Annotated in this window: 20 protein-coding genes; 16 read left to right on the top strand and 4 right to left on the bottom strand. The window is 55.5% G+C overall.

Translation table 11 applies throughout. The features are described 5' to 3' along the window. Positions 1–52 precede the first annotated feature (52 nt). Entirely contained in the window at positions 53–1,009 is a 957-nt protein-coding gene (locus tag NYE48_RS09285) for a helix-turn-helix transcriptional regulator (RefSeq protein WP_340998212.1), read from the bottom strand. Between the two features lie 381 nt (positions 1,010–1,390). Between NYE48_RS09285 and NYE48_RS09290 the strand changes: the two genes are divergently transcribed. Then, complete coding sequence (locus tag NYE48_RS09290) at positions 1,391–2,347, top strand: GNAT family N-acetyltransferase (RefSeq protein ID WP_340998213.1); 957 nt, start codon at positions 1,391–1,393, stop codon at positions 2,345–2,347. A 164-nt stretch (positions 2,348–2,511) separates the two neighbouring features. Here the strand turns inward: NYE48_RS09290 and NYE48_RS09295 are convergent, their stop codons facing one another. Then, entirely contained in the window at positions 2,512–3,063 is a 552-nt protein-coding gene (locus tag NYE48_RS09295) for a winged helix-turn-helix domain-containing protein (RefSeq protein ID WP_212948901.1), read from the bottom strand. 112 nt (positions 3,064–3,175) lie between these two features. Continuing rightward, entirely contained in the window at positions 3,176–4,456 is a 1,281-nt protein-coding gene (locus tag NYE48_RS09300; RefSeq protein ID WP_340998214.1) for an MFS transporter, read from the bottom strand. 368 nt (positions 4,457–4,824) lie between these two features. On the opposite strand from NYE48_RS09300, the gene rplS reads away from it, so the two are divergent. The 9 genes from rplS to NYE48_RS09345 all read left to right on the top strand — a co-directional run bounded on the left by rplS (position 4,825) and on the right by NYE48_RS09345 (position 11,656). Continuing rightward, positions 4,825–5,169 (top strand): 50S ribosomal protein L19, encoded by a 345-nt coding sequence (gene rplS / locus NYE48_RS09305; protein WP_036714491.1) that lies wholly within the window; start codon positions 4,825–4,827, stop codon positions 5,167–5,169. 148 nt (positions 5,170–5,317) lie between these two features. Beyond that, positions 5,318–5,938 carry a signal peptidase I gene (gene lepB, locus NYE48_RS09310; protein ID WP_036714493.1) on the top strand — a complete coding sequence of 207 codons (621 nt, stop codon included), beginning with the start codon at positions 5,318–5,320 and terminating at the stop codon, positions 5,936–5,938. Between the two features lie 50 nt (positions 5,939–5,988). Beyond that, positions 5,989–6,855, top strand: coding sequence for a ribosome biogenesis GTPase YlqF (gene ylqF / locus NYE48_RS09315; RefSeq protein WP_340998216.1), 867 nt, complete (start codon positions 5,989–5,991; stop codon positions 6,853–6,855). A 274-nt stretch (positions 6,856–7,129) separates the two neighbouring features. Next, complete coding sequence (locus NYE48_RS09320) at positions 7,130–8,284, top strand: polysaccharide deacetylase family protein (protein WP_340998218.1); 1,155 nt, start codon at positions 7,130–7,132, stop codon at positions 8,282–8,284. Positions 8,285–8,398: 114 nt separating this feature from the next. After that, positions 8,399–9,019: a ribonuclease HII gene (locus NYE48_RS09325; RefSeq protein WP_052147331.1), complete on the top strand. Its 621-nt coding sequence runs from the start codon at positions 8,399–8,401 to the stop codon at positions 9,017–9,019. Between the two features lie 75 nt (positions 9,020–9,094). Further along, complete coding sequence (locus NYE48_RS09330) at positions 9,095–10,441, top strand: hypothetical protein (RefSeq protein WP_340998220.1); 1,347 nt, start codon at positions 9,095–9,097, stop codon at positions 10,439–10,441. Next, on the top strand, positions 10,408–10,977 hold the full coding sequence (locus NYE48_RS09335) for a hypothetical protein (RefSeq protein ID WP_340998222.1): 570 nt from the start codon (positions 10,408–10,410) through the stop codon (positions 10,975–10,977). The genes NYE48_RS09330 and NYE48_RS09335 overlap by 34 nt, the downstream gene beginning before the upstream one ends. Further along, complete coding sequence (locus tag NYE48_RS09340; RefSeq protein ID WP_036706879.1) at positions 10,974–11,288, top strand: EscU/YscU/HrcU family type III secretion system export apparatus switch protein; 315 nt, start codon at positions 10,974–10,976, stop codon at positions 11,286–11,288. Before NYE48_RS09335 ends, NYE48_RS09340 begins: the two co-directional genes overlap by 4 nt. Then, positions 11,273–11,656, top strand: coding sequence for a YraN family protein (locus tag NYE48_RS09345; RefSeq protein ID WP_036706881.1), 384 nt, complete (start codon positions 11,273–11,275; stop codon positions 11,654–11,656). The genes NYE48_RS09340 and NYE48_RS09345 overlap by 16 nt, the downstream gene beginning before the upstream one ends. Positions 11,657–11,814: 158 nt before the next feature. On the opposite strand, the gene NYE48_RS09350 is transcribed toward NYE48_RS09345, so the two are convergent. Further along, complete coding sequence (locus NYE48_RS09350; RefSeq protein WP_212948910.1) at positions 11,815–13,389, bottom strand: YifB family Mg chelatase-like AAA ATPase; 1,575 nt, start codon at positions 13,387–13,389, stop codon at positions 11,815–11,817. A gap of 604 nt (positions 13,390–13,993) precedes the next feature. Between NYE48_RS09350 and sucC the strand changes: the two genes are divergently transcribed. The 6 genes from sucC (at position 13,994) to hslV (ending at position 21,448) form a co-directional block, all read left to right on the top strand. Beyond that, positions 13,994–15,154 carry an ADP-forming succinate--CoA ligase subunit beta gene (sucC, locus tag NYE48_RS09355; protein ID WP_036706887.1) on the top strand — a complete coding sequence of 387 codons (1,161 nt, stop codon included), beginning with the start codon at positions 13,994–13,996 and terminating at the stop codon, positions 15,152–15,154. A 36-nt stretch (positions 15,155–15,190) separates the two neighbouring features. Next, positions 15,191–16,120 (top strand): succinate--CoA ligase subunit alpha, encoded by a 930-nt coding sequence (gene sucD, locus NYE48_RS09360; protein ID WP_212948912.1) that lies wholly within the window; start codon positions 15,191–15,193, stop codon positions 16,118–16,120. Positions 16,121–16,231: 111 nt separating this feature from the next. Continuing rightward, the gene (gene dprA / locus NYE48_RS09365; RefSeq protein ID WP_341000621.1) at positions 16,232–17,347 is read left to right on the top strand and encodes a DNA-processing protein DprA; all 1,116 of its coding nucleotides are present in this window, start codon (positions 16,232–16,234) and stop codon (positions 17,345–17,347) included. Positions 17,348–17,413: 66 nt separating this feature from the next. Continuing rightward, positions 17,414–19,510, top strand: a complete 2,097-nt coding sequence (topA, locus tag NYE48_RS09370) for a type I DNA topoisomerase (RefSeq protein ID WP_036706889.1) — start codon at positions 17,414–17,416, stop codon at positions 19,508–19,510. 34 nt (positions 19,511–19,544) lie between these two features. Continuing rightward, positions 19,545–20,891 (top strand): FADH(2)-oxidizing methylenetetrahydrofolate--tRNA-(uracil(54)-C(5))-methyltransferase TrmFO, encoded by a 1,347-nt coding sequence (trmFO, locus tag NYE48_RS09375; protein WP_212948918.1) that lies wholly within the window; start codon positions 19,545–19,547, stop codon positions 20,889–20,891. Positions 20,892–20,905: 14 nt separating this feature from the next. After that, positions 20,906–21,448 carry an ATP-dependent protease subunit HslV gene (gene hslV, locus NYE48_RS09380; protein ID WP_212948919.1) on the top strand — a complete coding sequence of 181 codons (543 nt, stop codon included), beginning with the start codon at positions 20,906–20,908 and terminating at the stop codon, positions 21,446–21,448. Positions 21,449–21,454: the final 6 nt, after the last annotated feature.

A 21,454-nucleotide genomic window follows, 5' to 3' on the forward strand; every position in this document is an offset into this window, starting at 1 on the left:
AAAACAGCCTGCCGCAAAGGAAACCTTTGCGGCAGGCTGTTTTTTATTTGAATCACTGAAGCTTGGTCTGTCCATATTTATTTATCAGGTTTGCAACCACCTGGCGGATCTCCTGCAGCAGCTCAGGGCTATGTTTCAACGTCGCTTCATCGCCCAACCCGACGATGAATTTCGCGAAATAAGGAAGGTCTTTGCTCGGCACGCGGCCTTCAAGCCAGCCGCTGCCGTCCTCCCGGATATGAAGCAGGTTCTCGCTCCACACCTCGGCCTCGCAGATTTGAACCCCCGCCATCGTTAGTTCGGCGTACACCGGAACTAGATCCGGGCTGGTATGTGTTGAGGGATGGTAGTTTTCCAGATGGATATGCCGGAGATTTTCAGGGGGTCTTTCTGAAGGAACGGCAGACTTGATCCGGTCGCAGCGGAACACGCGAAAATCTCGGCTATTAAAACAATAGGCGGGACAGTACCAAAAACCGTTCCTCGTATTGATGCCGATCGGCTGGATGTCGCGCTGCGATTGCTTTTGCCTGGAGGCATAATCGATCGTTAATACCTGCTGGCGAACCGCGGCGTTCAGTAGAATGCCCAGGAAAGGGGAGGACGCTTGTCTTTTTGGCGTGACAAAATCGACCCGATGCTTCATCTGATCGATCCGCTCCCGCGTGTCCTCCGGCATAAAACGGTAAAATTTTTGCAGCGCGGCAGAAGATTCCGCTTCAAACGGCAGCGAGGAATAATGGCGTAACGCATGAACGGCAAAAAACACCGACACCGCTTCCTCTTCGGTGAAAGCGATCGGAGGGAGCATTCGCTGGTTCAGCAATCGGTAGCCGCCGTGGGGACCAACCTCCGAATAGAGGGGCACGCCAAGCTCGCTCAGCTCCTGAAGGTCGCGCAATATCGTTCGGGGCGACACGTTGAATTCCGAGGCAAGCTCCTTGACGGTAAAGCTGCGTTTCCGGTTGACCGCCATCATGAGCTCCATGAGTCTTTTCGATTTGGACATAACATCTCTCCATTCGAGCAGGATCGGAAACGGCTTGTGTTATCCCGCCCTTTGCATAGGTTCATTTTATGATCAAATCATGACAATCCTTGTCACTATTATGAGCTAAATTGAAGTCAACGTCCAGAGGGACGCTGCGCCAAACCATCCTTCAAATAAACCAAAGGAGCTGGTCGATGGCGGGCATAAGGTTTCTTGCGATGCCTCTTTTTGATTCATCCGTTTCCAAGGGAGGCTCGGCCTGGTGACGGATCCAGCGGTTTATTTCCGGTAAAGGTTGATGCGAAAGCGAATTTAAAATATAATCACATTATGAAATAAAATTTTATATCTTGATCGAAATTTTGAAATATTTATTCTACTTTTCCGGGGGGACTTCATGTGAACATCATTCCGCTGCATGAGGATTGGCTGGCTGCCATGTGCGAGCTTTGGAATCGGGAGCTTGGCGGGCTTTTTCCGATGCGCGAGCAGCTCATGCGCCAAAATACGTTCCAGGATCAAAACGTTTACGCAGCCGGCTCTAAGCTGGCGGTCGATGACGAGGGCCGTCTAGCAGGTTTCGTCATTGCGAAAATATGGCAGGAAGAGCAGCGCAGCATGAAGCTTGGCGACGGCGGAGGCTGGATTCAGGCGATCGTGGTCCGCAGCGATGTCAGAGGGCAAGGCGTCGGCAGCCGTTTGCTGGAACAGGCGGAGCAGGCGCTCCGTGACGCGGGCGCCCAGCTGGCTTATGTCGGACGGGATCCTTGGCATTACTTTCCGGGGATTCCCCATGAGCTGCCCGATGCCAAAACCTGGTTTGCGCGCAAAGGTTATGAAGTGCTGTACGACGTATATGACTTGGTGAATATATCGGGAGAACACGAAGGACGCCAGCAGTACGTCGACGGGGCTTACGCACGCCTGCTCGAAGTGGGGGACCGGGACGAAATGCTGCGCTTTTTCAAACGCTGCTTCCCCGGCCGCTGGCTATACGAAGCGGAAACGTATTGGGAACGCGGCGGTACGGGGCGCGAGTTTGTCGGATTGTTTAAGGACGGCGAAATGATCGGCTTTTGCAGGGTCAATGACGATCAATCTCCGCTGATTGCCCAAAACACGTATTGGGCCCCGTTGTTTGAGAGCCCGCTTGGCGGCATCGGACCGCTTGGCGTGGACGACCGTTTCCGCGGAAATGGCTACGGGCTGGCGATCGTCAAAGACGGCGTTGCCGAACTCGCAAGCCGCGGCGTCAAAAACCTGGTCATCGACTGGACCGGATTAATCGACTTTTACGCCAAGCTCGGATTTACGGTATGGAAGGGTTATGACCTTGCCAAAAAAGATTTGAGGTAATCGATTCGGGCAGGCGTCAACGCCCGGAACACAAAAAAACCTCGGCATGCCAGCCGAGGTTTTTTCGCATTTAGGCTTCGGGTCAGACCTAACCCGCACGACCGCATGGGAAAACGAAACCCGCCATTCCCAAGGAATCGAAACGCGTGCGTGGATGTACCCGTTTAATCGTCCGTCCATTTGGTAATCGTCGTAAAAATATCGTATTTTTCTTGGCCCTCATGTTTGCGTTTATGATGCTCTTCCACGAAACGATTGATTTTTTCGAAAAATTCCTTCGCTTCCTCTTCGGTCAGGTACACTTCGGAATGCGTCAAATTGCCATGGGGCTGATCCATGCTTTGGGCCTTCAAAAATCTTTGCTTGTTTTCTTCGTACAAATCCGAAAGGAGCTTTTGCGTTTCCGAGATAAAGATCTTTTTTGCGGCTTCGTCAGCGCCGTCGTCGCGTTTGATCCGTACCGCCCCTTTGAATGCCTCGTAATATTTGGCGTTTATGCCGTTGATTTCCTTCGTGCTTACCACGTGAATCATCCCGATGCTTTCCAGCTTTTTGGCGTGATAATAGACCTTCGCGGGCACTTCGCCCATGTCGTCGGCTATTTCTTTGATGGTCGCCGGGTGATCCATCCGCTGGAAGTGGCTTAATATTTTCATTCGGTAAGGGTCGGAATAAATCCGGATTTCCTCAATCGTGCTCAGTTCCTTCGTTTCCAATACAATCGCACCTCATTATTTCCTGCTTTTACGATCAGAGCATTTTGTCAATAAGCCTATTATATCGCCCGAAGGGATAAAGCACAAAGAATGTTTGTTTGCCTCCGGCGATTTAGATGCTCATGAAGCTTTTCTGGCTCAGGAGCAGCAGTCCGGGAACGATCATCAGCAGCCCGAACACGAGAAACACCACGTTGGCGCTCAGCAGAGTGCCCGCAAAGCCGGCGATGACGCCGCCCAGAGGGATCATGAACGTGACGATCATGCTGGACAACGCCCCGACGCGCCCAAGCATATGCTGCGGCGTAACCTCCATCGTATACGTTGACATCGGCGTGTTGACGAACGAAATGGCAAAACCCATGCCGAAGCTGAACAAGGCGGCCGCATACAGCGGGTTATGGGCGAACAAAGGCGGAACGTACAGAAGGCTGTAGGTCGCCCCAAGCAGCAGAAAGCCAAAAACGATGAGGGAGCTTTTTTTGTAACGTGAGCCTTTTTGGCTGATCCATACACCGCTGAGGATCATGCCGACGACGAGCGTAATGCCGAGCAGGCTGAGCCCGAACGGACCGGAGCGGAGCACTTCTTTCACATAGACGGGCTGCAGAACGTTCCAAGGACATAGGCACAGGTTCACGAACGCGCCGGCCAGCATGGTCATCAGAATGAGCCGTTTTTGCTTAACGAATCGCAGGCCGGAAACAAACTGCTTCCAATAAGAACTTTTGGCCGTCGCTGCGGCATCTCCGGTTTCTTCATCCGCCTGTTGGGCTTCCGGCTGCGGCCGGACGAAGAAAAACAGCAGGGCTTCGATCAAAAAAGTGGCGGCATCGACGACCATCGTGCCGGAAATGCCGACCAGGGCAATGAGCCCGCCCGCGGCGGCCATCCCTCCAAGCTCGGCGGTCCGGGAGGCGGAAGAGGTCAGCGAATTTCCGGTCAAAAGCAATTCTTTGGGCAAAAGACGGGGAACAAGCGACATCTCCGCAGGCGTCGAAAAACATTCGAAAGAAGAGTTGATCAGCGTCACGACAAATAAATGCCAAGGCTCGAGAAGGCCTGTAAAATACAGCAGCGCGGTCAACGATACCATGACCCCCCGTCCGGTGCCGGCGATGATGACGATGCGTTTTTTGGACCAGCGGTCAACCAAAACGCCCGTAAAAGGGCTGAAGGCGATCCCCGGAATAAAATTGACCGCAAACAGCGTGCCCATGAGCACTTCGGACCCTGTCAGCATGTAAACCATCCAGCTGTACGCGATGGAATCGACCGAATCCCCAAAACGCGAAATGATTTTTGCAGCCATCATGACCAGGTAAGAGCGGTGAGCGCTTAACGCCCGAATCCCCTGACGGGGGCGCGATTGAACCAAAACCGTTTCACTCATGTCCACAACTCCATTCAAAAATTATTGACGATAAAATTATTTTAACGTTAGATTTATTTTATTTATATTCAAGCGAATTTCAAGAGGTTTTTGGAAGAACGTCAAAATTTTTTTAATGATTGATTCTAAAGGCTTTGTCGGAATCACGATGCTTAGATGAAGCGTTCGTAACACGCAAAACCCGCGTAGGTTTGGACACGAGGGGAAACCGGCCGAAGCTTGTTCAATTCATGGTTGCAAACCGGGATGCCGGTATGATACAATTAACGCTGTTGTGTGGAATACGGTGGTCCGCTGCGGATGATGAAGGAAAACGGAGGGTTTTCCGGAAGAGGCAAGAACACCTGTACGGAAGGAGGGAGTCCTAGATGAATATCCTACAAGCGATCACTCAAGAACAGCTTCGTAAAGATATCCCAAGTTTTCGTCCTGGAGACACTTTGAAAGTGTACGTAAAGGTTATCGAGGGATCTCGCGAACGTATCCAGCTGTTCGAAGGTGTTGTTATTAAACGTCGCGGTGGCGGAATCAGTGAGACTTTTACGGTTCGTAAAATTTCTTACGGTGTTGGCGTGGAAAGAACTTTCCCGATCAACTCGCCAAAAATCGATAAAATCGAAGTGGCTCGCCGTGGTAAAGTGCGTCGTGCGAAGCTTTATTATCTTCGTGAACTTCGCGGTAAAGCAGCGAGAATTAAAGAAATTCGCCGTTAATATGCGGTGCAGCGAAAAGGGCTTGATTTCAAGCCCTTTTCGTTTTAGGATAAGAAATGTTACGGCTCCGTATAGGAGCTTTTCTTTTCGGCAAAAAATGAAAATGCGGCAAGCTCATGAAAATGATGCGAGGAGAGGACGGTGACGTATGCAGCAGGACATTCAGAGCGACGGGGTGGAATTGCAGGAGCGGGATCAGAAACCACCCAAAAAAGCGAAAAATGAAGTTGTGGAATGGTTAAAAGCGATCGTCATTGCTTTAATTCTGGTAGCTCTCATCCGCTGGCTTCTCTTTAAACCGTTTATTGTGGACGGGCCTTCGATGAAACCGAATTTCCATACGGGCGAACGGCTGATCGTCAATGAAATTTTATACGACATCCGGAAGCCGCAGCGCGGAGAAGTCATCGTTTTCCACGTTCCTTCCGAAGGCAAGGATTTCATTAAGCGGGTCATCGCCATTGCGGGCGATACGGTGAAGGTCGAAGGCGATACGGTAACGGTAAACGGCAAGCCGGTCAACGAAACCTACATACAGGGCGCGATTGAAGAAAGCCATAAAGAGGGTAAACTGTATAACGACAAGGATTTTCCGAACACCGCGTTCCCGGACGGGAAAGTTCCGGAAGGCCACGTGTTCGTGATGGGCGACAACCGTTCCGACAGCACGGACAGCCGGATGATCGGATACGTGCCGCTTAGCGATATCGTCGGACGCGCGGATTTGATTTTCTGGCCGATCAAAGACATCCAATTGATCAAACATTAAAACCATCTACCGGTCAAGCGGCTGGTTAAGGCAAAAATGAGGTGATGACGGTGACGATTCAATGGTTTCCAGGTCATATGACAAGAGCGCGCCGCCAAATACAGGAAAAGCTGAAGCTGATCGACGTGGTCATCGAACTGATCGATGCCCGTCTTCCGCTGTCCAGCCGCAATCCGATGATCGATGAAATATTGCAGGGCAAGCCGCGGCTGATCATTATGAACAAGGCGGATTTGGCGGATGCCGCGGTCACGAAGGAATGGCAGCTTTATTTCAAGGAGCAGGGGCATGCGGCATTTCCGGTGGACGCTTCCAGCGGAACCGGGGTCAAGGACATTCCGGGCCAGCTGAAGCTGCTTTTGAAGGAAAAGATCGATAAGCAAATCGCCAAAGGCATGAATCCGCGGGCGATCCGGGCGCTGATCGTCGGCATTCCGAACGTCGGCAAATCGACGCTCATCAACCGGCTTGCCGGGCGCAGCATCGCGGCGACGGGCGACCGTCCGGGCGTAACGAAAGGCCAGCAGTGGATCAAGGTGGGCGGCGAAATCGAGCTTTTGGATACGCCGGGCATTTTATGGCCGAAATTCGAAGACCAGAGCGTCGGTTACAAACTGGCGGTCACGGGAGCGATCAAAGAGGAGATCCTGAACGCCGAGGATATCGCTTTTTTCGCCGTGCAATATTTGGTCAGATACTACTGGGACGCGTTCCGGGAACGCTTTGAGCTTGACGAGAACACCCCGCATAACCCGGATGACAGCGATGAAATCGTGGCCATCATGGAAGCGGTCGGCCGCAAACGCGGCTGCTTGGTGAGCGGGGGAAGGGTCGATCTGGAGAAGGCTTCCCGGACATTGCTGCGGGAGCTTCGCGCAGGCAAAATGGGCCGCTTTTCCCTGGAATCGCCTTATTGATCTTGATAGCATATGGAAATCGAGCCAGCCGCCGGAAGGCGGCTTTTTTCTGTTTCAAGGGGAGAGCCGGCCAGCCGGCTCTTTTTTTTGCCGCAATCGTTTCCGCGAAGCCAAGGTTCGTTTCTGCGCGCCAGGATGCCGGGCGACTTTTTCTAGCGGACTTTGAATATAAAAATATCAGCAGCGATCAAACGCCAGGAAAAAAGGGCAAGGGCTGCCGGGATCTCAGGGGTTTACGGGAACAAGCGAAACTAAGGCGCAAGGGGAGAGGCGTTTGAAGCGGAAACGGCTGGTGACGGCAGGAGCGGTTGCGGTGCTCATCATTGCGGCAAGCTCCCTGCCGATGGAAGGGCAGGCAGCTGCGGAGGGAGGGTTCGTGCAGCCTGCGCCGATGATGACGGCGGTTCAGTCGGCAGAAGTGAACGGCCAAGCGCTCAGTGAGGCAGCCAAAACGGGAGTCGGGACGGGGCCGATTCAGGAGGAGCCCGGGGGTGGCAGCGTTCAGGCGCCGCTTCGGGATACGTCTTTTCAACAAGAACATCCGGCTAAGGTTTATTACCGCGATAAGGTGATTGCGTTAATGTACCACGAGGTGACGCCCGGTCAAAAAAACAAGCAGAGCTTGAATGCAGCCAAGTTTGAACGGCAGCTGATTCTGATGAAGGAAAGCGGCTTCCAATGGATCACGATGAAGCAATACGCGGAGTTTGTTTTGCATGGCAAATCCGTGCCCCCGAACGCGGTGCTCATGACTTTCGATGACGGATACGAGTCGTTTTACGAGTATGTCTACCCCCTTTTGCTCAAGTACCGGGTCCCTGCGACGAGTTTCCTGATCGTCGGCACGATCGATCATCCCCAGCATGCCGGGATTCCGAAGCTGAGCTGGAAGCAGGTGCGGGAAATGCACGCCAGCGGCGTCGACTTTTACAGCCACTCCTTCGATTCGCATCAGTATGCGCCGTTGGATGCCGCAGGGAAACGGTCCAAAGCGATTTTAAGGGGGCCGGTTTACAGCAAACAGCTTGGCCGAAAGGAGACGCAAGAGGAATATGCCGCCCGGGTGCGGCGGGATCTGGAAAAAGCCAATGCCGTGCTGCGCGAGAAAATCGGCAACGACATGAATGTCATCGCCTTCCCTTACGGCGTGTTTTCGCCCTCATTGCTTCGGATATGCAAGGACCTGGATATGCGGGTATCCTTCACGGTGCTTTCGGGCATCAACCGGCCAGGGGGGCTCAACGGATACCGCGTAAATGCAGGGGGCGCGGACAATGATCCGGAACGCCTGATTGAAGTGATGAAGCGGGGGGCGGTTCCCGGGGGAAAAACAACCGCCGGCGGCAAAGCGGGGGCAGGGAGACCGGCCGCTTCGCAGCAGAAACCGCCGAACCCGCAAGGCGTCCATCTGCGGATTGCCGAGGACTAAAGCGGAAAATAACGGGAAAGCCATGCAGCTCCGCGCCGAATCCAGTATAATGTGGAGAGCGAAGCTTGAGCGGACAGGGAACCCTGGCCGCCTATGGGAGCAGGGAGGAACAGCATGACGGACTTGTTGAAGCATGAAAAAGAATATTGGGAACAATCCTATCGATATATCGCCGGCATTGATGAAGTCGGGCGCGGTTGTTTGTTCGGGGACGTGGTCGCCGCGGCCGTCATTCTTCCGGCCGGGCTGGTGCTGGAAGGCGTGGACGATTCCAAAAAGCTGAGCGAGAAAAAACGCGAGGCGCTGTACGAACAGATCCTGGATCAAGCCGTGGACGTGTCGGTAGGTTATGCGGATGCCGAGACGATCGACCGCATCAACATCAAGCAGGCGGCCAGGCTGGCGATGAAAAGGGCGGTTCTCGGATTGTCCGTGGCGCCGGACGTATTGTTCATCGACGCGGAGAAGGTGGACGTCGACCTGCCGCAGCTCTCCATGATCAAAGGGGACGCGAGCAGCCAATCCATCGCGGCGGCATCGATTGTCGCCAAAGTGACGCGGGACCGGCTTTGCAAAGGGGAATGGGAAGCGAAATATCCCGAATACGGAATCGCGATACATAAAGGTTACGCCACCAAATTTCACCGGGAGCAGATTCTTGCCCTGGGGCCGACGCCGATGCACCGGCGCAGCTTTTTAAAAAATCTGGAAGTCGTTCAGGAAACCTTGTTTTAAGGCGTTTCTTCACAGCCGGAAGGCTGGCGCCGATATATAGATAAAAGGGTTCGTACGACTGAAGGAGGAAGAGGCGTGAATATCGGTTCGTTGATTCGCGGCATGCTCGGCGACGCCAAGACGGGGGATGCCAAGCAGCTCGAGATGAAAACAGGCCAGGTGGTCAGAGGCATGGTGCTCAGCGTCTCGGAGGACGGCCAGGAGGCCGTCGTGCAGATTCAAGGGGTCAAGGTGAGGGCGATGCTTGAAACCCCGCTGCAGGAGGGGCAGACAACGCTCCTGCAAGTGCAGCCGCCTGCGGCCGGAGGCATGCTCGTATTAAAGCCGTTGTCCGGCTCGCCGAATGCCTCGCTGCCGGCGAAATCGGTTGCCGACGTGCTGAATGCGCTTGGGCTTGCGGACACGGAAGAAAACCGGACGATGATTCAAGCGATGCAATCAAGCGGGGTAGCGCTGACAAAGGAAAACGCGGAGCTGTTCGGCCGGATGCTGCAGCAAAAGCCGGCGTCCGTGCCAACGGCGGAATGGATTCAAGCCGCGGCGATCGCGCTGCAGCGTGGCCTGCCCGTGACCGGCGAAAGCGTCCGCGGCTTGCAGCAGGCCGTGTTTGGCGCGCCGGTTCACGAACTGCTCTCGCAGCTGGAAGGGGCGCTTGCTTCGTCCGGACAAGCGAAACCTGCTGCGGGAGCGGGGACGCCGGGGGCGCTTGATCAGGCTGCGCTGTCGTCCGGAGCTAACGGCATGGCGGCCGCCAAGGGAACGGAGCCGCAGCAAGGGATTTCTCCGGCGAAAGAAGGCGCAGCCGGGCAGGAGCAAGGAGCTGCTGCCGCAAAGTCCGCTGCTCTCCTTGCTGCGGATCGCGGGCTGCAGCCGCTGCTGGACAAGCTGCAGCAGGTGCTGCTGCAGCTGCGCGCCGCGCCTGCCCTGGCCGGGCTTCAGGGCAGCGGCGTAGCGGCCGGCGCCGCAGGCGCGCCGGCCGGGGGAGCGGCGCCGCCGCAAGAGCCGGCGCCAGAGGCAAAGCCGCCCCAGACCCCCGGCGCGGAGCCGTGGGTCGGGCGGCTTCTGAAGCTGCTCGGTGCGGAGCACGAGCAGCAGGGCGTGCGCGGGGCGATGCCGCCCGCGCAAACGGCGGCCGCGGCGCAGAGCGCGCGGCCGGAAGCGGCCCGGCTGCGCCGGGGCCCGCAACGGGCGGCGGCGCGGCAGGTGCCGCCGCCGGGAACCCGCCCGCGGCGGTGCACGCGGGCGGAGCGGGCCTGCAGCAGCCTGCGGCCGCGGACGAAGGTCCGGCCGCGCAAGGGCTGCAGGCCCGCCCGGCGGCTGCCGGCATACATCCGGCAGCCGCGCAGATCCCGGCCTCGGAAACGGCCGGGGCTCGCGCCGAGCATGCCTTGCATGGCCCGGGCACGCAGCACGACACGCTGAAGGGCATTTTGCTTCAGCTGGTGAATCACGACGACGCGCCGCCGCAGCTCAAAGAAGCGGCGCAGCAGCTCGTTTCGCATTTGACGGGCCAGCAGCTGCTATTGAATACGGACCGTACGGCCCCGTTCGCGCAGGTAACGCTTCTGCTGCCGCTGAACGGGCCGGACGGGCAGGAGACGGCATCCATCCAGATCCAATCCCGCCGGGGGGCCAAAGGCGAGCTGGATGCGTCCAACTGCCGTTTATGGTTCGACCTGCAGATGAAACATCTTGGACAGACGCTCGTGGACGTGCAGGTCGTCGACCGGATCGTTTCCTTAAAGGTCCATAACGGGCACGAATGGGCCGGAGAGCTGCTGGAAAACCACAGGGATGAAATTGCCGGCGCCATCGAGTCGATCGGATATCAGCTGCTGAGCTTAAAGGCGGAGCCCCTGCCCGAAAAGGAACCGGATTCGCCGTCCGCCATGCTGGCGAAAGCGGCGGTCAGCGAATACGTGCCCCAAAGCTACAGAGGGGTGGATTACCGGGTATGAACGCAAAAGGACAAGAGCCGCCTTATACGATGAAAAAGGCGGTGGCTTTGAAATATACGCCGGATGAAGCCGCGGCGCCCGTGGTGGCGGCCAAAGGCCGGGGCAAGGTGGCCGAGGCGATTCTGGAAAAAGCCAAAGAGCACGGCGTTCCCGTCCAGGAGGATGCCGCGCTGGTGGAGGTGCTGTCCAAGCTGGACCTGGACCAGCAAATTCCTCCCGAGCTTTACCAGCTTGTGGCGGAGGTGCTGAGCTATATTTACCGGACAGACCGCTTGGCACGGGAAAAGGAGAAGGAATGGCTGAACGGATAAAAAGGGAAAAGGATAACCGCCGCGAAAAAGGAGCGGCGGCCGAGCAGGCTGCATGCGATTATCTGGCGGCCCAAGGTTATGCCATACTAGACCGCAATTGGCGCTGCCGCAGCGGGGAAATCGATATTGTCGCCGAGCTCGGGCGTTTGCTGGTCATCGTCGAGGTTCGAAGCCGGAGCGGCAGCCGTTACGGCACCGCCGCCGAATCGGTGGATTACCGCAAAATCCGGCAGGTTCGCGGCATTGCGTCAACGTACCTGCACTATAAACGGCTTGAGGATCGGGAGATGCGGTTCGACGTCATTGCCATCGAACTGGATGCGGCGCGGAACGTCGTCTCGCTGCAGCATATTGAAGGGGCTTTTTAAAGGAGGCTTATCTTCAAAATTCCAATCAGAAAACAAGAGAACACCGTGCCGTACAACATCAAATGGACTTCATCCGCCAATCATTTTCCGAATTCTGGTTCGAAGAATGGATCCCAGCCTAAAAAGACTTCCTGAAACGCGTTTCAGGAAGTCTTTTTTCACACCGGCGTTTCGGTTTGGGGCCGGTCCAGATTCCGGTATTGGATCGCCTCCGCGACATGGGAGGAGAGGATGTTTTCCTTTCCGTCCAGATCGGCGATCGTTCGGGAAAGCTTTAAAATCCGGTCATAGGCGCGCATGCTCAGTCCCAAGGCGTCGATCGTCCGATGAAGCATGTCGGCCGTATCCGGATCGAGCTTCGTGAACCGCCGGAGCGCTGTGCCGCTAAGCTCGCTGTTCCAGTTCATCTGGAGCATCCGGTAACGCCTTACTTGCCTTTCATGCGCTTCCAGCACTTGCGCGCGCATGTCCGCGGAGGAAAGGCTGAACTTTTCTTTCGTCCATTCCCTGGGCCTCGGCACGTCGACCTGCAGATCGATCCGGTCCAGCAGCGGGCCGGAAATTTTGGAGCGGTAATGCGCGATCCTTGCCGGACTGCATGTGCACGGATGACCGGGGTGATCGCTGCCCCAATACCCGCACGGGCAAGGGTTCATCGATGCGGCCAGCATGAATCTTGCCGGGAAGGTATGGACCGCCCTTGCCCGGCTGATCGTCACGCATTTGTCCTCCAGCGGCTGCCGCAGCACCTCCAGCACCTGCCGGTTAAACTCGGGCAGTTCGTCCAGAAACAGGATGCCGCGATGCGCCAGACTGACCTCCCCCGGCTTCGGTATCGTTCCGCCGCCGATCAAACCGCCGGCCGAAATCGTATGATGCGGGGAACGGAACGGCCGGGTCCGCAGCAGGCCCGCCGCCGGTTCCTTCAGTTTTCCCGCGGCGCTGAAAATTTTGGTCGTCTCCAGCGCCTCCTGCTCCGTCATGGGCGGGAGAATGGTGGGCAGGCGTTTGATCAGCATCGTTTTTCCCGTTCCCGGCGGACCGATCAGCATGATGTTATGCATGCCTGCCGCCGCAATCGTTAATGCCCGTTTCACGTGATGCTGTCCGAGAACGTCCGCATAATCTTCGGCTTGATGCGCTTCTTGACCGGGCGGATGGCCGGATACAAACCGCAGGCCCGCCAAAGACGAAATCCGCAGCGGAGCGTTCTTGTCCGCGGCCTCCTTTTCCCCGAGAGCGAATAGCTCTTTCAAATGGTCAAGTGCATAAATATTCATATTTTCGATGAGGGATGCTTCGGCGGCGTTATCCTTGGGGAGCAGGACGGCGGTAAATCCCTCGCGTTTGGCCCGGTCCACCATCGACAATACGCCCGTCACCGGCCGCAGGCTTCCGTCCAGCGCCATTTCCCCGATCATGAGGAGCTTTTCGTCTCCGGGAAGCACGAGCTGACCGCTGGTGCACAAAATGCCGAGGGCGATGGCCAGGTCGAAGGCGGAGCCTTCCTTGCGCAAATCGGCCGGCGCCAGGTTGATGGTCGTACGCTGCAAGGGGAAGGTGAACCCGCAGTTTTTGATTCCCGCCCGAACGCGTTCCACCGCCTCGCGAATGGCCGAATCGGGCAAGCCGATGATCGACGTTTGGGGAAGACCGTTCGAAATATCGACCTCAACCTGGATCAGAACCCCATCAATTCCGTATAAACATGCACTGTACATTTTTCCGTACATACGACAAAAGCACCCTTTCCAAACAGATCGGTTCTGCTGCCCAAATGCAGCGGCGTGTCTGTCGAAAAAAGGTGCTTCCTTATTTTCGAACATGATATTGATCAAATTGTAATTTTGCGGCAGGGAAAAGTCAAGGCTGCTGTTTAGGGGAACTGCGGATATTCTTCGGGAACGTCATTGCAAAAGCTTTAGGTCGAAGAGGGATGGCCGTTGCCTGAAGCGGATGGCGGTATCTTAAGGTGGCATGCCCTGTTTGCCAAAAGATTAATATTTTCCAAATGTTGTGGTAATATAAGCCGGGAAGCGAGGGAAAAGCGCCGAAACCTAAGGGGAGCGGCCGGCAGGTCTAAAAGTGTCGATTTTTCAGGCCCGGTTGGAGTAGACAAGCGAAATCCTGAGCCGGAGAACAACAAAACGAATGATTATGGAAAAAAATCCCAAATATTCTCTCAAACGGATTAAACCGATATCAAAAAGCTGTCGATATTCCCTCAGTTTCTTAAGGTAAGCGTTTTAAAAACGTGGTACAATAGCTTGGGTTTATATTATTTTCCAAGAGAAAAGCCCGCCTTGTAGCAGTCATGTTGATAGGAGGATTCCGTAAATGAATATCCATGAATATCAAGGAAAACAGGTATTGAAGCAGTATGGGGTTACCGTTCCGAACGGAAAGGTCGCTTATACGGTGGAAGAAGCCGTCGAAGCGGCGAAAGAGCTTGGCAGCCAGGTCACGGTCGTCAAGGCCCAGATCCATGCGGGCGGACGCGGTAAGGCAGGCGGCGTCAAGGTAGCGAAAAATCTGGACGAAGTCCGCGCCTACGCCGAAGAAATCCTCGGCAAGGTTCTCGTTACGCATCAGACAGGTCCGGAAGGGAAGGAAGTAAAACGTCTTCTCATCGAAGAAGGCTGCGATATCCGGAAGGAATATTACGTGGGCGTCGTCGTCGACCGCGCAACGGGCCGCGTCGTGATGATGGGATCGGAGGAAGGCGGCACGGAGATCGAAGAAGTGGCTGCGAAAACTCCGGAGAAAATCTTCAAGGAAGTCGTTGATCCGGCCGTAGGACTGCAGGTTTTCCAAGCCCGCAGACTTGCTTATGCCATCAACATTCCGAAAGAATTGGTAAACAAAGCCGTTCAATTTATGATGGCCCTTTATACGGCTTTCGTGGATAAAGACTGCTCGATCGCGGAGATCAACCCGCTGGTTGTGACGGGTGACGGCAACGTCATGGCGCTGGACGCCAAACTGAACTTTGACTCCAACGCATTGTTCCGCCACAAGGACATTCAGGAGCTCCGCGATCTGGACGAAGAAAACGAAAAAGAAATCGAAGCATCCAAATACGACCTGAGCTACATCGCCCTTGACGGCAACATCGGCTGCATGGTTAACGGCGCGGGCCTTGCCATGGCAACGATGGATATCATCAAATACTACGGCGGCGACCCTGCCAACTTCCTTGACGTTGGGGGCGGCGCAACCACCGAGAAAGTAACGGAAGCGTTCAAAATCATTCTCTCCGACGAGCAGGTCAAAGGCATTTTCGTCAACATTTTCGGCGGCATCATGCGTTGCGACGTCATCGCCGAAGGCGTGGTCGAAGCGGCGAAACAGCTTGGTTTGACCCGTCCGCTGGTCGTGCGCCTGGAAGGCACCAACGTGGATCTCGGCAAGAAGATTTTGGCCGAATCCGGCTTGAACATCGTTCCAGCCGATTCCATGGCCGACGGCGCGCAAAAAATCGTCTCGCTCGTAAAATAAGGACCTTTAAATAAGATTAGGGGATGTGAACGAATCGTGAGTATTTTGGTCGATAAAAATACAAAAGTGATTACCCAGGGCATCACCGGGAAAACCGCCCTTTTCCATGCAAAAGGAGCCCTTGATTACGGAACGCAAATGGTGGGGGGCACTTCCCCGGGCAAAGGCGGCACAACCGTCGACATCGAGCTTGAAAACGGAACGTCCGTCAGCCTGCCCGTGTTCAATACGGTTGCCGAAGCCAAAGCGGCTACAGGCGCCACGGCGAGCGTTATTTACGTACCGCCGGCATTTGCCGCGGACTCCATCATGGAAGCGGTTGAAGCCGAAATGGAGCTCGTCATCTGCATCACCGAAGGCATTCCGGTGCTTGACATGGTCAAGGTTGCCCGTTACATGGAAGGCAAAAAGACCGTCCTGATCGGACCGAACTGCCCTGGCGTCATCACGCCCGGCGAATGCAAAATCGGCATCATGCCCGGCTACATCCATACGCCTGGCCACGTAGGCGTCGTATCCCGCAGCGGAACGCTGACGTACGAGGCCGTCCATCAGCTGACGACCCGCGGCATCGGCCAATCCACGGCGGTGGGCATCGGCGGCGACCCGGTCAAAGGCACGGAATTCATCGACGTGCTGAAGCGTTTTAACGAAGATCCGAATACTTATGCGGTCATCATGATCGGCGAAATCGGCGGCACGGCCGAAGAGGAAGCCGCGGAATGGATCCGCGACAACATGACGAAACCTGTCGTCGGCTTTATCGGCGGCGTTACCGCTCCTCCGGGAAAACGAATGGGCCATGCAGGCGCCATCATTTCCGGCGGCAAAGGCACGGCGAAAGAAAAAATCGCCAAAATGGAAGAGTGCGGCATCAAAGTCGCTCCGACGCCTTCCGAAATGGGCTCCACGCTGGTCGACGTTTTGAAGGAACGCGGCCTGCTGGATAAATGCTTGACACACTAATCCGCATTCGGGTTATTATAGGATCAAAGGTAAGCAACCTTTTATTTCCTCCAGGGGGAATAAAAGGTTGCTTTTTTTGCATTTCAATTCGTTGCCTGAGGTGAAACCATGATGAATAAGCGCTGGCTGCTGATCGGTCTGCATGAATTCAAAGGGCTGGGCAGAAAAAGCATCGCACGAATCCTGTCGGAAGGTATGCTGTCGGAAGAGATGATCCATTTTAATAGTAGGGATTGGGAAAAATGCGGTTTTTCCGCCGGCCTGTCGGAGCGGTTGGCAAAAGAGCTCACGGCCGACTATATTTTGCGGAAACGGGAAGAAAAAGAAAGGGATGCGGGCACCCGCGTGGTCACCATTTTGGATGAGCATTATCCGGCGCTGCTGAAGGAAAGCCCCGATCCTCCGCACGTGCTTTACGGAAAAGGGGATCTCCGGCTGCTCCATGTGCCGTCGGTTGCCATGGTCGGGACAAGGGTTCCGACGGCGTACGGGCGGAAAATGGGGGCGGAGCTGGCGCAGGGATTATGCGAAGCGGGATTGGCCGTCGTCAGCGGGCTCGCCAGAGGAATCGACAGCATTTGCCACGAAGCTGCGTTATTATGCGGAGGCGGGACGGTTGCGGTCATTGCGACGGGCATCGATATCGTTTATCCGCCGGAAAACAAATCGCTTTTTGCCAGAATCGGCGATCGCGGATTGATCGTGACGGAATATCCTCCTGGGACAAGACCTCATCCGGGATTGTTTCCGCAGCGGAACCGCATCATTGCCGGCTTGTCGCTGGGCACGATCGTGGTGGAGGCGGATGAACGGAGCGGATCGCTCATTACGGCGGACGCGGCGCTGGATGCGGGGCGCGACGTTTTTGCCGTGCCGGGCCAGGCGAATTCCCCGAAAAGCAGGGGGGCTTTAAACCTGATCCGGCAGGGGGCCAAAATGGCCTGCAGCGCGGACGACGTTCTCGAGGAATATGATTCATGGTTGCCAAACCGGCACGAGAATACATACAATAGGGAACGCCAGGTAAAAGAGGCCGCGAGCGGAACGGGCCATTTGACAACCGACGAGCTGCAACTATACCATATACTGGAGCAGGGGCCGTTCACGCTGGACGAACTGCTGCTACGAAGCCGATGGGATTTTGGACATTTGCATTCAGTTCTGTTATCTTTAATCATAAAAAAGCAGATTACCCAATTACCTGGTGCTATATATAAGATCATCTGAACATTGAACGTTTGAACCGCAAAAAATCAAGCGAAACTTTTGACTGTAGGAGAGGAGGATGAGCCGATGGCTGATTCACTGGTGATCGTGGAATCGCCCGCCAAGGCGAAAACGATCGGCAAATATTTAGGCAGCAAATTTATCGTAAAGGCTTCCATGGGCCATGTTCGCGATTTGCCAAAAAGCCAAATCGGAGTTGAAATAGAAAACGAGTTCAATCCGAAGTACATTACGATCCGCGGAAAAGGTTCCGTGCTCAAAGAGCTGAAGGACGCCAGCAAAAAGGTCAAAAAGGTTTATCTCGCAGCCGACCCCGATCGCGAGGGGGAAGCGATTGCCTGGCATTTGGCGCATGCGCTTGAACTGGACGATACGGAAAACTGCCGGGTCGTATTCAACGAAATTACGAAGCAGGCCGTGAAGGACGCGTTCAAAACGCCGCGCAAAATCAACATGGATTTGGTCAACGCCCAGCAGGCGAGGCGGATTTTGGACCGTCTGGTAGGCTACAAGATCAGCCCATTATTATGGAAGAAAGTCAAAAAGGGACTGTCCGCGGGGCGGGTCCAATCGGTCGCCGTCAAAATCATCCTGGACCGCGAAAACGAAATCAACGCTTTCGTTCCCGAGGAATATTGGTCCATCACCGCTAAGCTTGCCAAGGGCAGCTCGGTGTTCGAAGCGAAATTCCATCAGCTTGAAGGGCAGAAGAAGGAGCTTTCGAAGGAAGAAGACGTCCAGGAGGTTCTGAAGGCGATCAAAGGGGCTACCTTCAAGGTGGCCGAGGTCAAGGAAAAAGAACGCCAGCGGCATCCGTCGCCGCCGTTTACGACAAGCTCCCTCCAGCAGGAAGCGGCCCGCAAGCTGAACTTCCGCGCTGCCAAAACGATGTCCGTCGCCCAGCAGCTGTACGAAGGGGTCGAACTCGGCAAGGAAGGCACCGTCGGTTTGATTACTTACATGCGTACCGACTCGACGCGAATTGCCGCGTCCGCGCAGGAAGAAGCAAAAGGTTACATCGGCGAAAAATTCGGCGGCGATTTCGTGCCGGAAACCCCGCGCGAATATTCGAAGAAAGCGGCAAACGCGCAGGATGCGCACGAAGCGATCCGCCCGACCTCGGTGCTCCGCGATCCCGAATCCGTCAAAGCCTTCATGAGCCGCGACCAGTTCAGGCTGTATAAGCTGATTTGGGAGCGCTTCGTGGCGAGCCAGATGGCTTCCGCGGTTCTCGATACGCTGTCGGTGGATATCGCCGCCGGAACGGCCGTATTCCGCGCTTCCGGCTCCAAGGTGCGTTTCCCGGGCTTCATGAAGGTGTATGTCGAAGGAAACGACGACGGCACGACCGAAGAAGAGAAATTCCTGCCCGAGCTGACGCCGGGAGATAAGCTGAAGAAGGAAGACATCGAGCCGAAGCAGCATTTCACCCAGCCTCCGCCGCGGTATACGGAAGCGCGTCTCGTGCGCACGATGGAGGAGCTTGGAATCGGACGGCCGAGTACGTATGCCCCGACGCTGGAAACGATTCAGAAGCGGGGTTACGTGGCGATCGAAGACAAGAAATTCGTTCCCACCGAGCTGGGAGAGCTGGTCATCGAGCAAATGGAACAGTTTTTTCCGGAAATTCTCGATGCGGAGTTTACCGCCCATATGGAAGAAGATCTCGACCATGTGGAGGAAGGCTCCGAGGATTGGGTGAAGGTGCTGAAGGAATTTTACGAATCCTTCGAAAAACGCCTGGAAGTCGCCGAGGAGGAAATGAAGGAAATCGAAATCGAAGACGAGGTTTCCGACGAAATCTGCGACAAATGCGGTAGGCCGATGGTTTACAAGCTGGGTCGGTTCGGAAAGTTTCTGGCATGCTCGGGATTCCCGGATTGCCGGAACACGAAACCGATCGTCAAGGATATCGGCGTGACTTGTCCGAAATGCAAGGAAGGCCACGTCGTGGAACGCCGCAGCAAAAAAGGGCGCATCTTTTACGGCTGCGACCGTTATCCGGAATGCGATTTCGTGTCCTGGGACCGCCCTTCCAGCGTTCCTTGCCCGAAATGCGGCTCGTGGATGGTGGAAAAGCGGAACAAGCAAGGAGCCCGGCTGCAATGCACCTCCTGCGACCACACCCAGGAAATCGAAGAAAACGATGAAGACACAGTCTAACAGCATGTTGTATGCACAGTAGGAGGTAATGAAATTGACCGAAGCAAAACAGGTGACCGTCATCGGCGCGGGTCTGGCAGGCAGCGAAGCTGCCTGGCAGATCGCGAGCCGGGGCGTACCCGTGAAATTATATGAAATGCGTCCCGTCGTCAAAACGCCCGCCCACCATACGGACAAGTTCGCCGAACTCGTCTGCACGAATTCCCTTCGGGCCAACGGCTTGACCAACGCGGTCGGCGTGCTTAAAGAAGAAATGCGGATGCTGGATTCGATCATTTTGAAATCGGCGGACAAAAACGCGGTTCCCGCCGGCGGCGCGTTGGCGGTGGACCGGGACGGTTTTTCCGGCGATATTACGAGCATTCTGCACAACCATCCGCTGATCGAGGTCGTAAACGAAGAAATACAGCATATACCTGAAGAGGGGATCGTCGTCATCGCGACAGGCCCTCTGACATCCCCTGCTCTCTCTGCCGAAATCAAAGCGCTCATGGGCGAGGAGTATTTTTATTTTTACGATGCGGCAGCGCCGATCGTCGAAAAAGATTCCATCGATATGAGCAAAGTGTACCTGGCTTCCCGCTACGACAAAGGCGAAGCCGCCTATTTGAACTGCCCGATGACCGAAGAAGAGTTCAACGCGTTTTACGATGCGCTCGTTTCGGCCGAAGTCGCGCAGCTGAAGGAATTCGAGAAAGAAGTTTATTTCGAGGGCTGCATGCCGATCGAAGTGATGATGAAACGCGGCAAACAGACGGCTTTGTTCGGTCCGATGAAGCCCGTCGGCCTGGTGAACCCTCATACGGGCGAACTTCCGTACGCGGTCGTGCAGCTGCGCCAGGACAACGCGGCGGGAACGCTGTACAACCTCGTAGGGTTCCAGACCCACCTGAAATGGGGCGAGCAAAAACGGGTGTTCTCCATGATTCCGGGACTCGAAAATGCCGAATTCGTCCGCTATGGCGTCATGCACCGCAACACGTTCATCAATTCGCCGCGCCTGCTTAAGCCTACATATCAGCTTAAGACGAACGAGAATCTGTTTTTTGCCGGGCAAATGACCGGGGTGGAAGGATATGTCGAGTCAGCCGCATCGGGGCTTATAGCGGGCATTAACGCCGCCAGAAAGGCCAAAGGCGAGGAGCTCGTCGTTCTACCCGAAACCAGTACGATCGGAAGCATGGCGCATTACGTCACGAATGCCGATCCGAAGCATTTCCAGCCGATGAATGCGAACTTCGGTTTGCTGCCGGCATTAGGCCAAAAAATCCGCAACAAAAAAGAGAAAAACGAGGCGCTTGCCAACCGGGCGCTCGCCAGCATTGCCGAATTCGTCAAAGAATACGGCGCCTCGAAAGCAGGGGCAGGAAGCATAGAGTAGGAGGCTTGACGGACATGGAGATGTCATTTCACGCAACGACGATTTGCGCCGTGCGTCACAACGGGAAGGCGGCCATCGCCGGCGACGGGCAAGTGACGTTCGGCGAGAACATGATCATGAAGCAAACGGCCAAAAAGGTACGGCGGCTCTACAGAGGGCAGGTCGTGGCCGGCTTCGCCGGATCCGTGGCGGATGCCATTACCCTTTTCGAAAAGTTCGAAGGCAAACTGGAGGAGCATCACGGCAATCTGCAGCGCGCGGCGGTGGAGCTTGCAAAAGACTGGAGATCCGACCGCGTCCTCCGCAAGCTCGAAGCCTTGATGATCGTCATGGACAAGAGCGGCATGCTGCTGATCTCCGGAGGCGGAGAAATCATTGAGCCTGACGACGACGTCATCGCGATCGGGTCGGGGGGCAGCTTTGCGCTGTCGGCCGCCCGGGCGCTGAAACGTCATGCGCAGGATCTCGAAGCGAAAGACATCGCGCGCGAGGCGCTGAAAATCGCTTCCGAAATTTGCGTCTACACGAACGGGAATATCATCGTGGAAGAGCTGTAAGGACAG

Origin of the sequence: Paenibacillus sp. FSL M7-1455, assembly GCF_038004655.1 — a bacterium.
GTDB classification, from domain to species: Bacteria; Bacillota; Bacilli; order Paenibacillales; family Paenibacillaceae; genus Paenibacillus_AQ; species Paenibacillus_AQ cookii.

Excerpts from the sequence above, each read along its gene's own strand:
- NYE48_RS09300 (WP_340998214.1), bottom strand. The coding sequence starts at position 4,456 with ATGAGTGAAACGGTTTTGGTTCAATCGCGCCCCCGTCAGGGGATTCGG.
- NYE48_RS09325 (WP_052147331.1), top strand. The coding sequence starts at position 8,399 with ATGACGGACTTGTTGAAGCATGAAAAAGAATATTGGGAACAATCCTAT.
- sucC (WP_036706887.1), top strand. The coding sequence starts at position 13,994 with ATGAATATCCATGAATATCAAGGAAAACAGGTATTGAAGCAGTATGGG.
- topA (WP_036706889.1), top strand. The coding sequence starts at position 17,414 with ATGGCTGATTCACTGGTGATCGTGGAATCGCCCGCCAAGGCGAAAACG.
- NYE48_RS09285 (WP_340998212.1), bottom strand. The coding sequence starts at position 1,009 with ATGTCCAAATCGAAAAGACTCATGGAGCTCATGATGGCGGTCAACCGG.
- NYE48_RS09350 (WP_212948910.1), bottom strand. The coding sequence starts at position 13,389 with ATGTACGGAAAAATGTACAGTGCATGTTTATACGGAATTGATGGGGTT.
- NYE48_RS09340 (WP_036706879.1), top strand. The coding sequence starts at position 10,974 with ATGAACGCAAAAGGACAAGAGCCGCCTTATACGATGAAAAAGGCGGTG.
- lepB (WP_036714493.1), top strand. The coding sequence starts at position 5,318 with ATGCAGCAGGACATTCAGAGCGACGGGGTGGAATTGCAGGAGCGGGAT.
- NYE48_RS09345 (WP_036706881.1), top strand. The coding sequence starts at position 11,273 with ATGGCTGAACGGATAAAAAGGGAAAAGGATAACCGCCGCGAAAAAGGA.
- dprA (WP_341000621.1), top strand. The coding sequence starts at position 16,232 with ATGAATAAGCGCTGGCTGCTGATCGGTCTGCATGAATTCAAAGGGCTG.
- rplS (WP_036714491.1), top strand. The coding sequence starts at position 4,825 with ATGAATATCCTACAAGCGATCACTCAAGAACAGCTTCGTAAAGATATC.
- hslV (WP_212948919.1), top strand. The coding sequence starts at position 20,906 with ATGGAGATGTCATTTCACGCAACGACGATTTGCGCCGTGCGTCACAAC.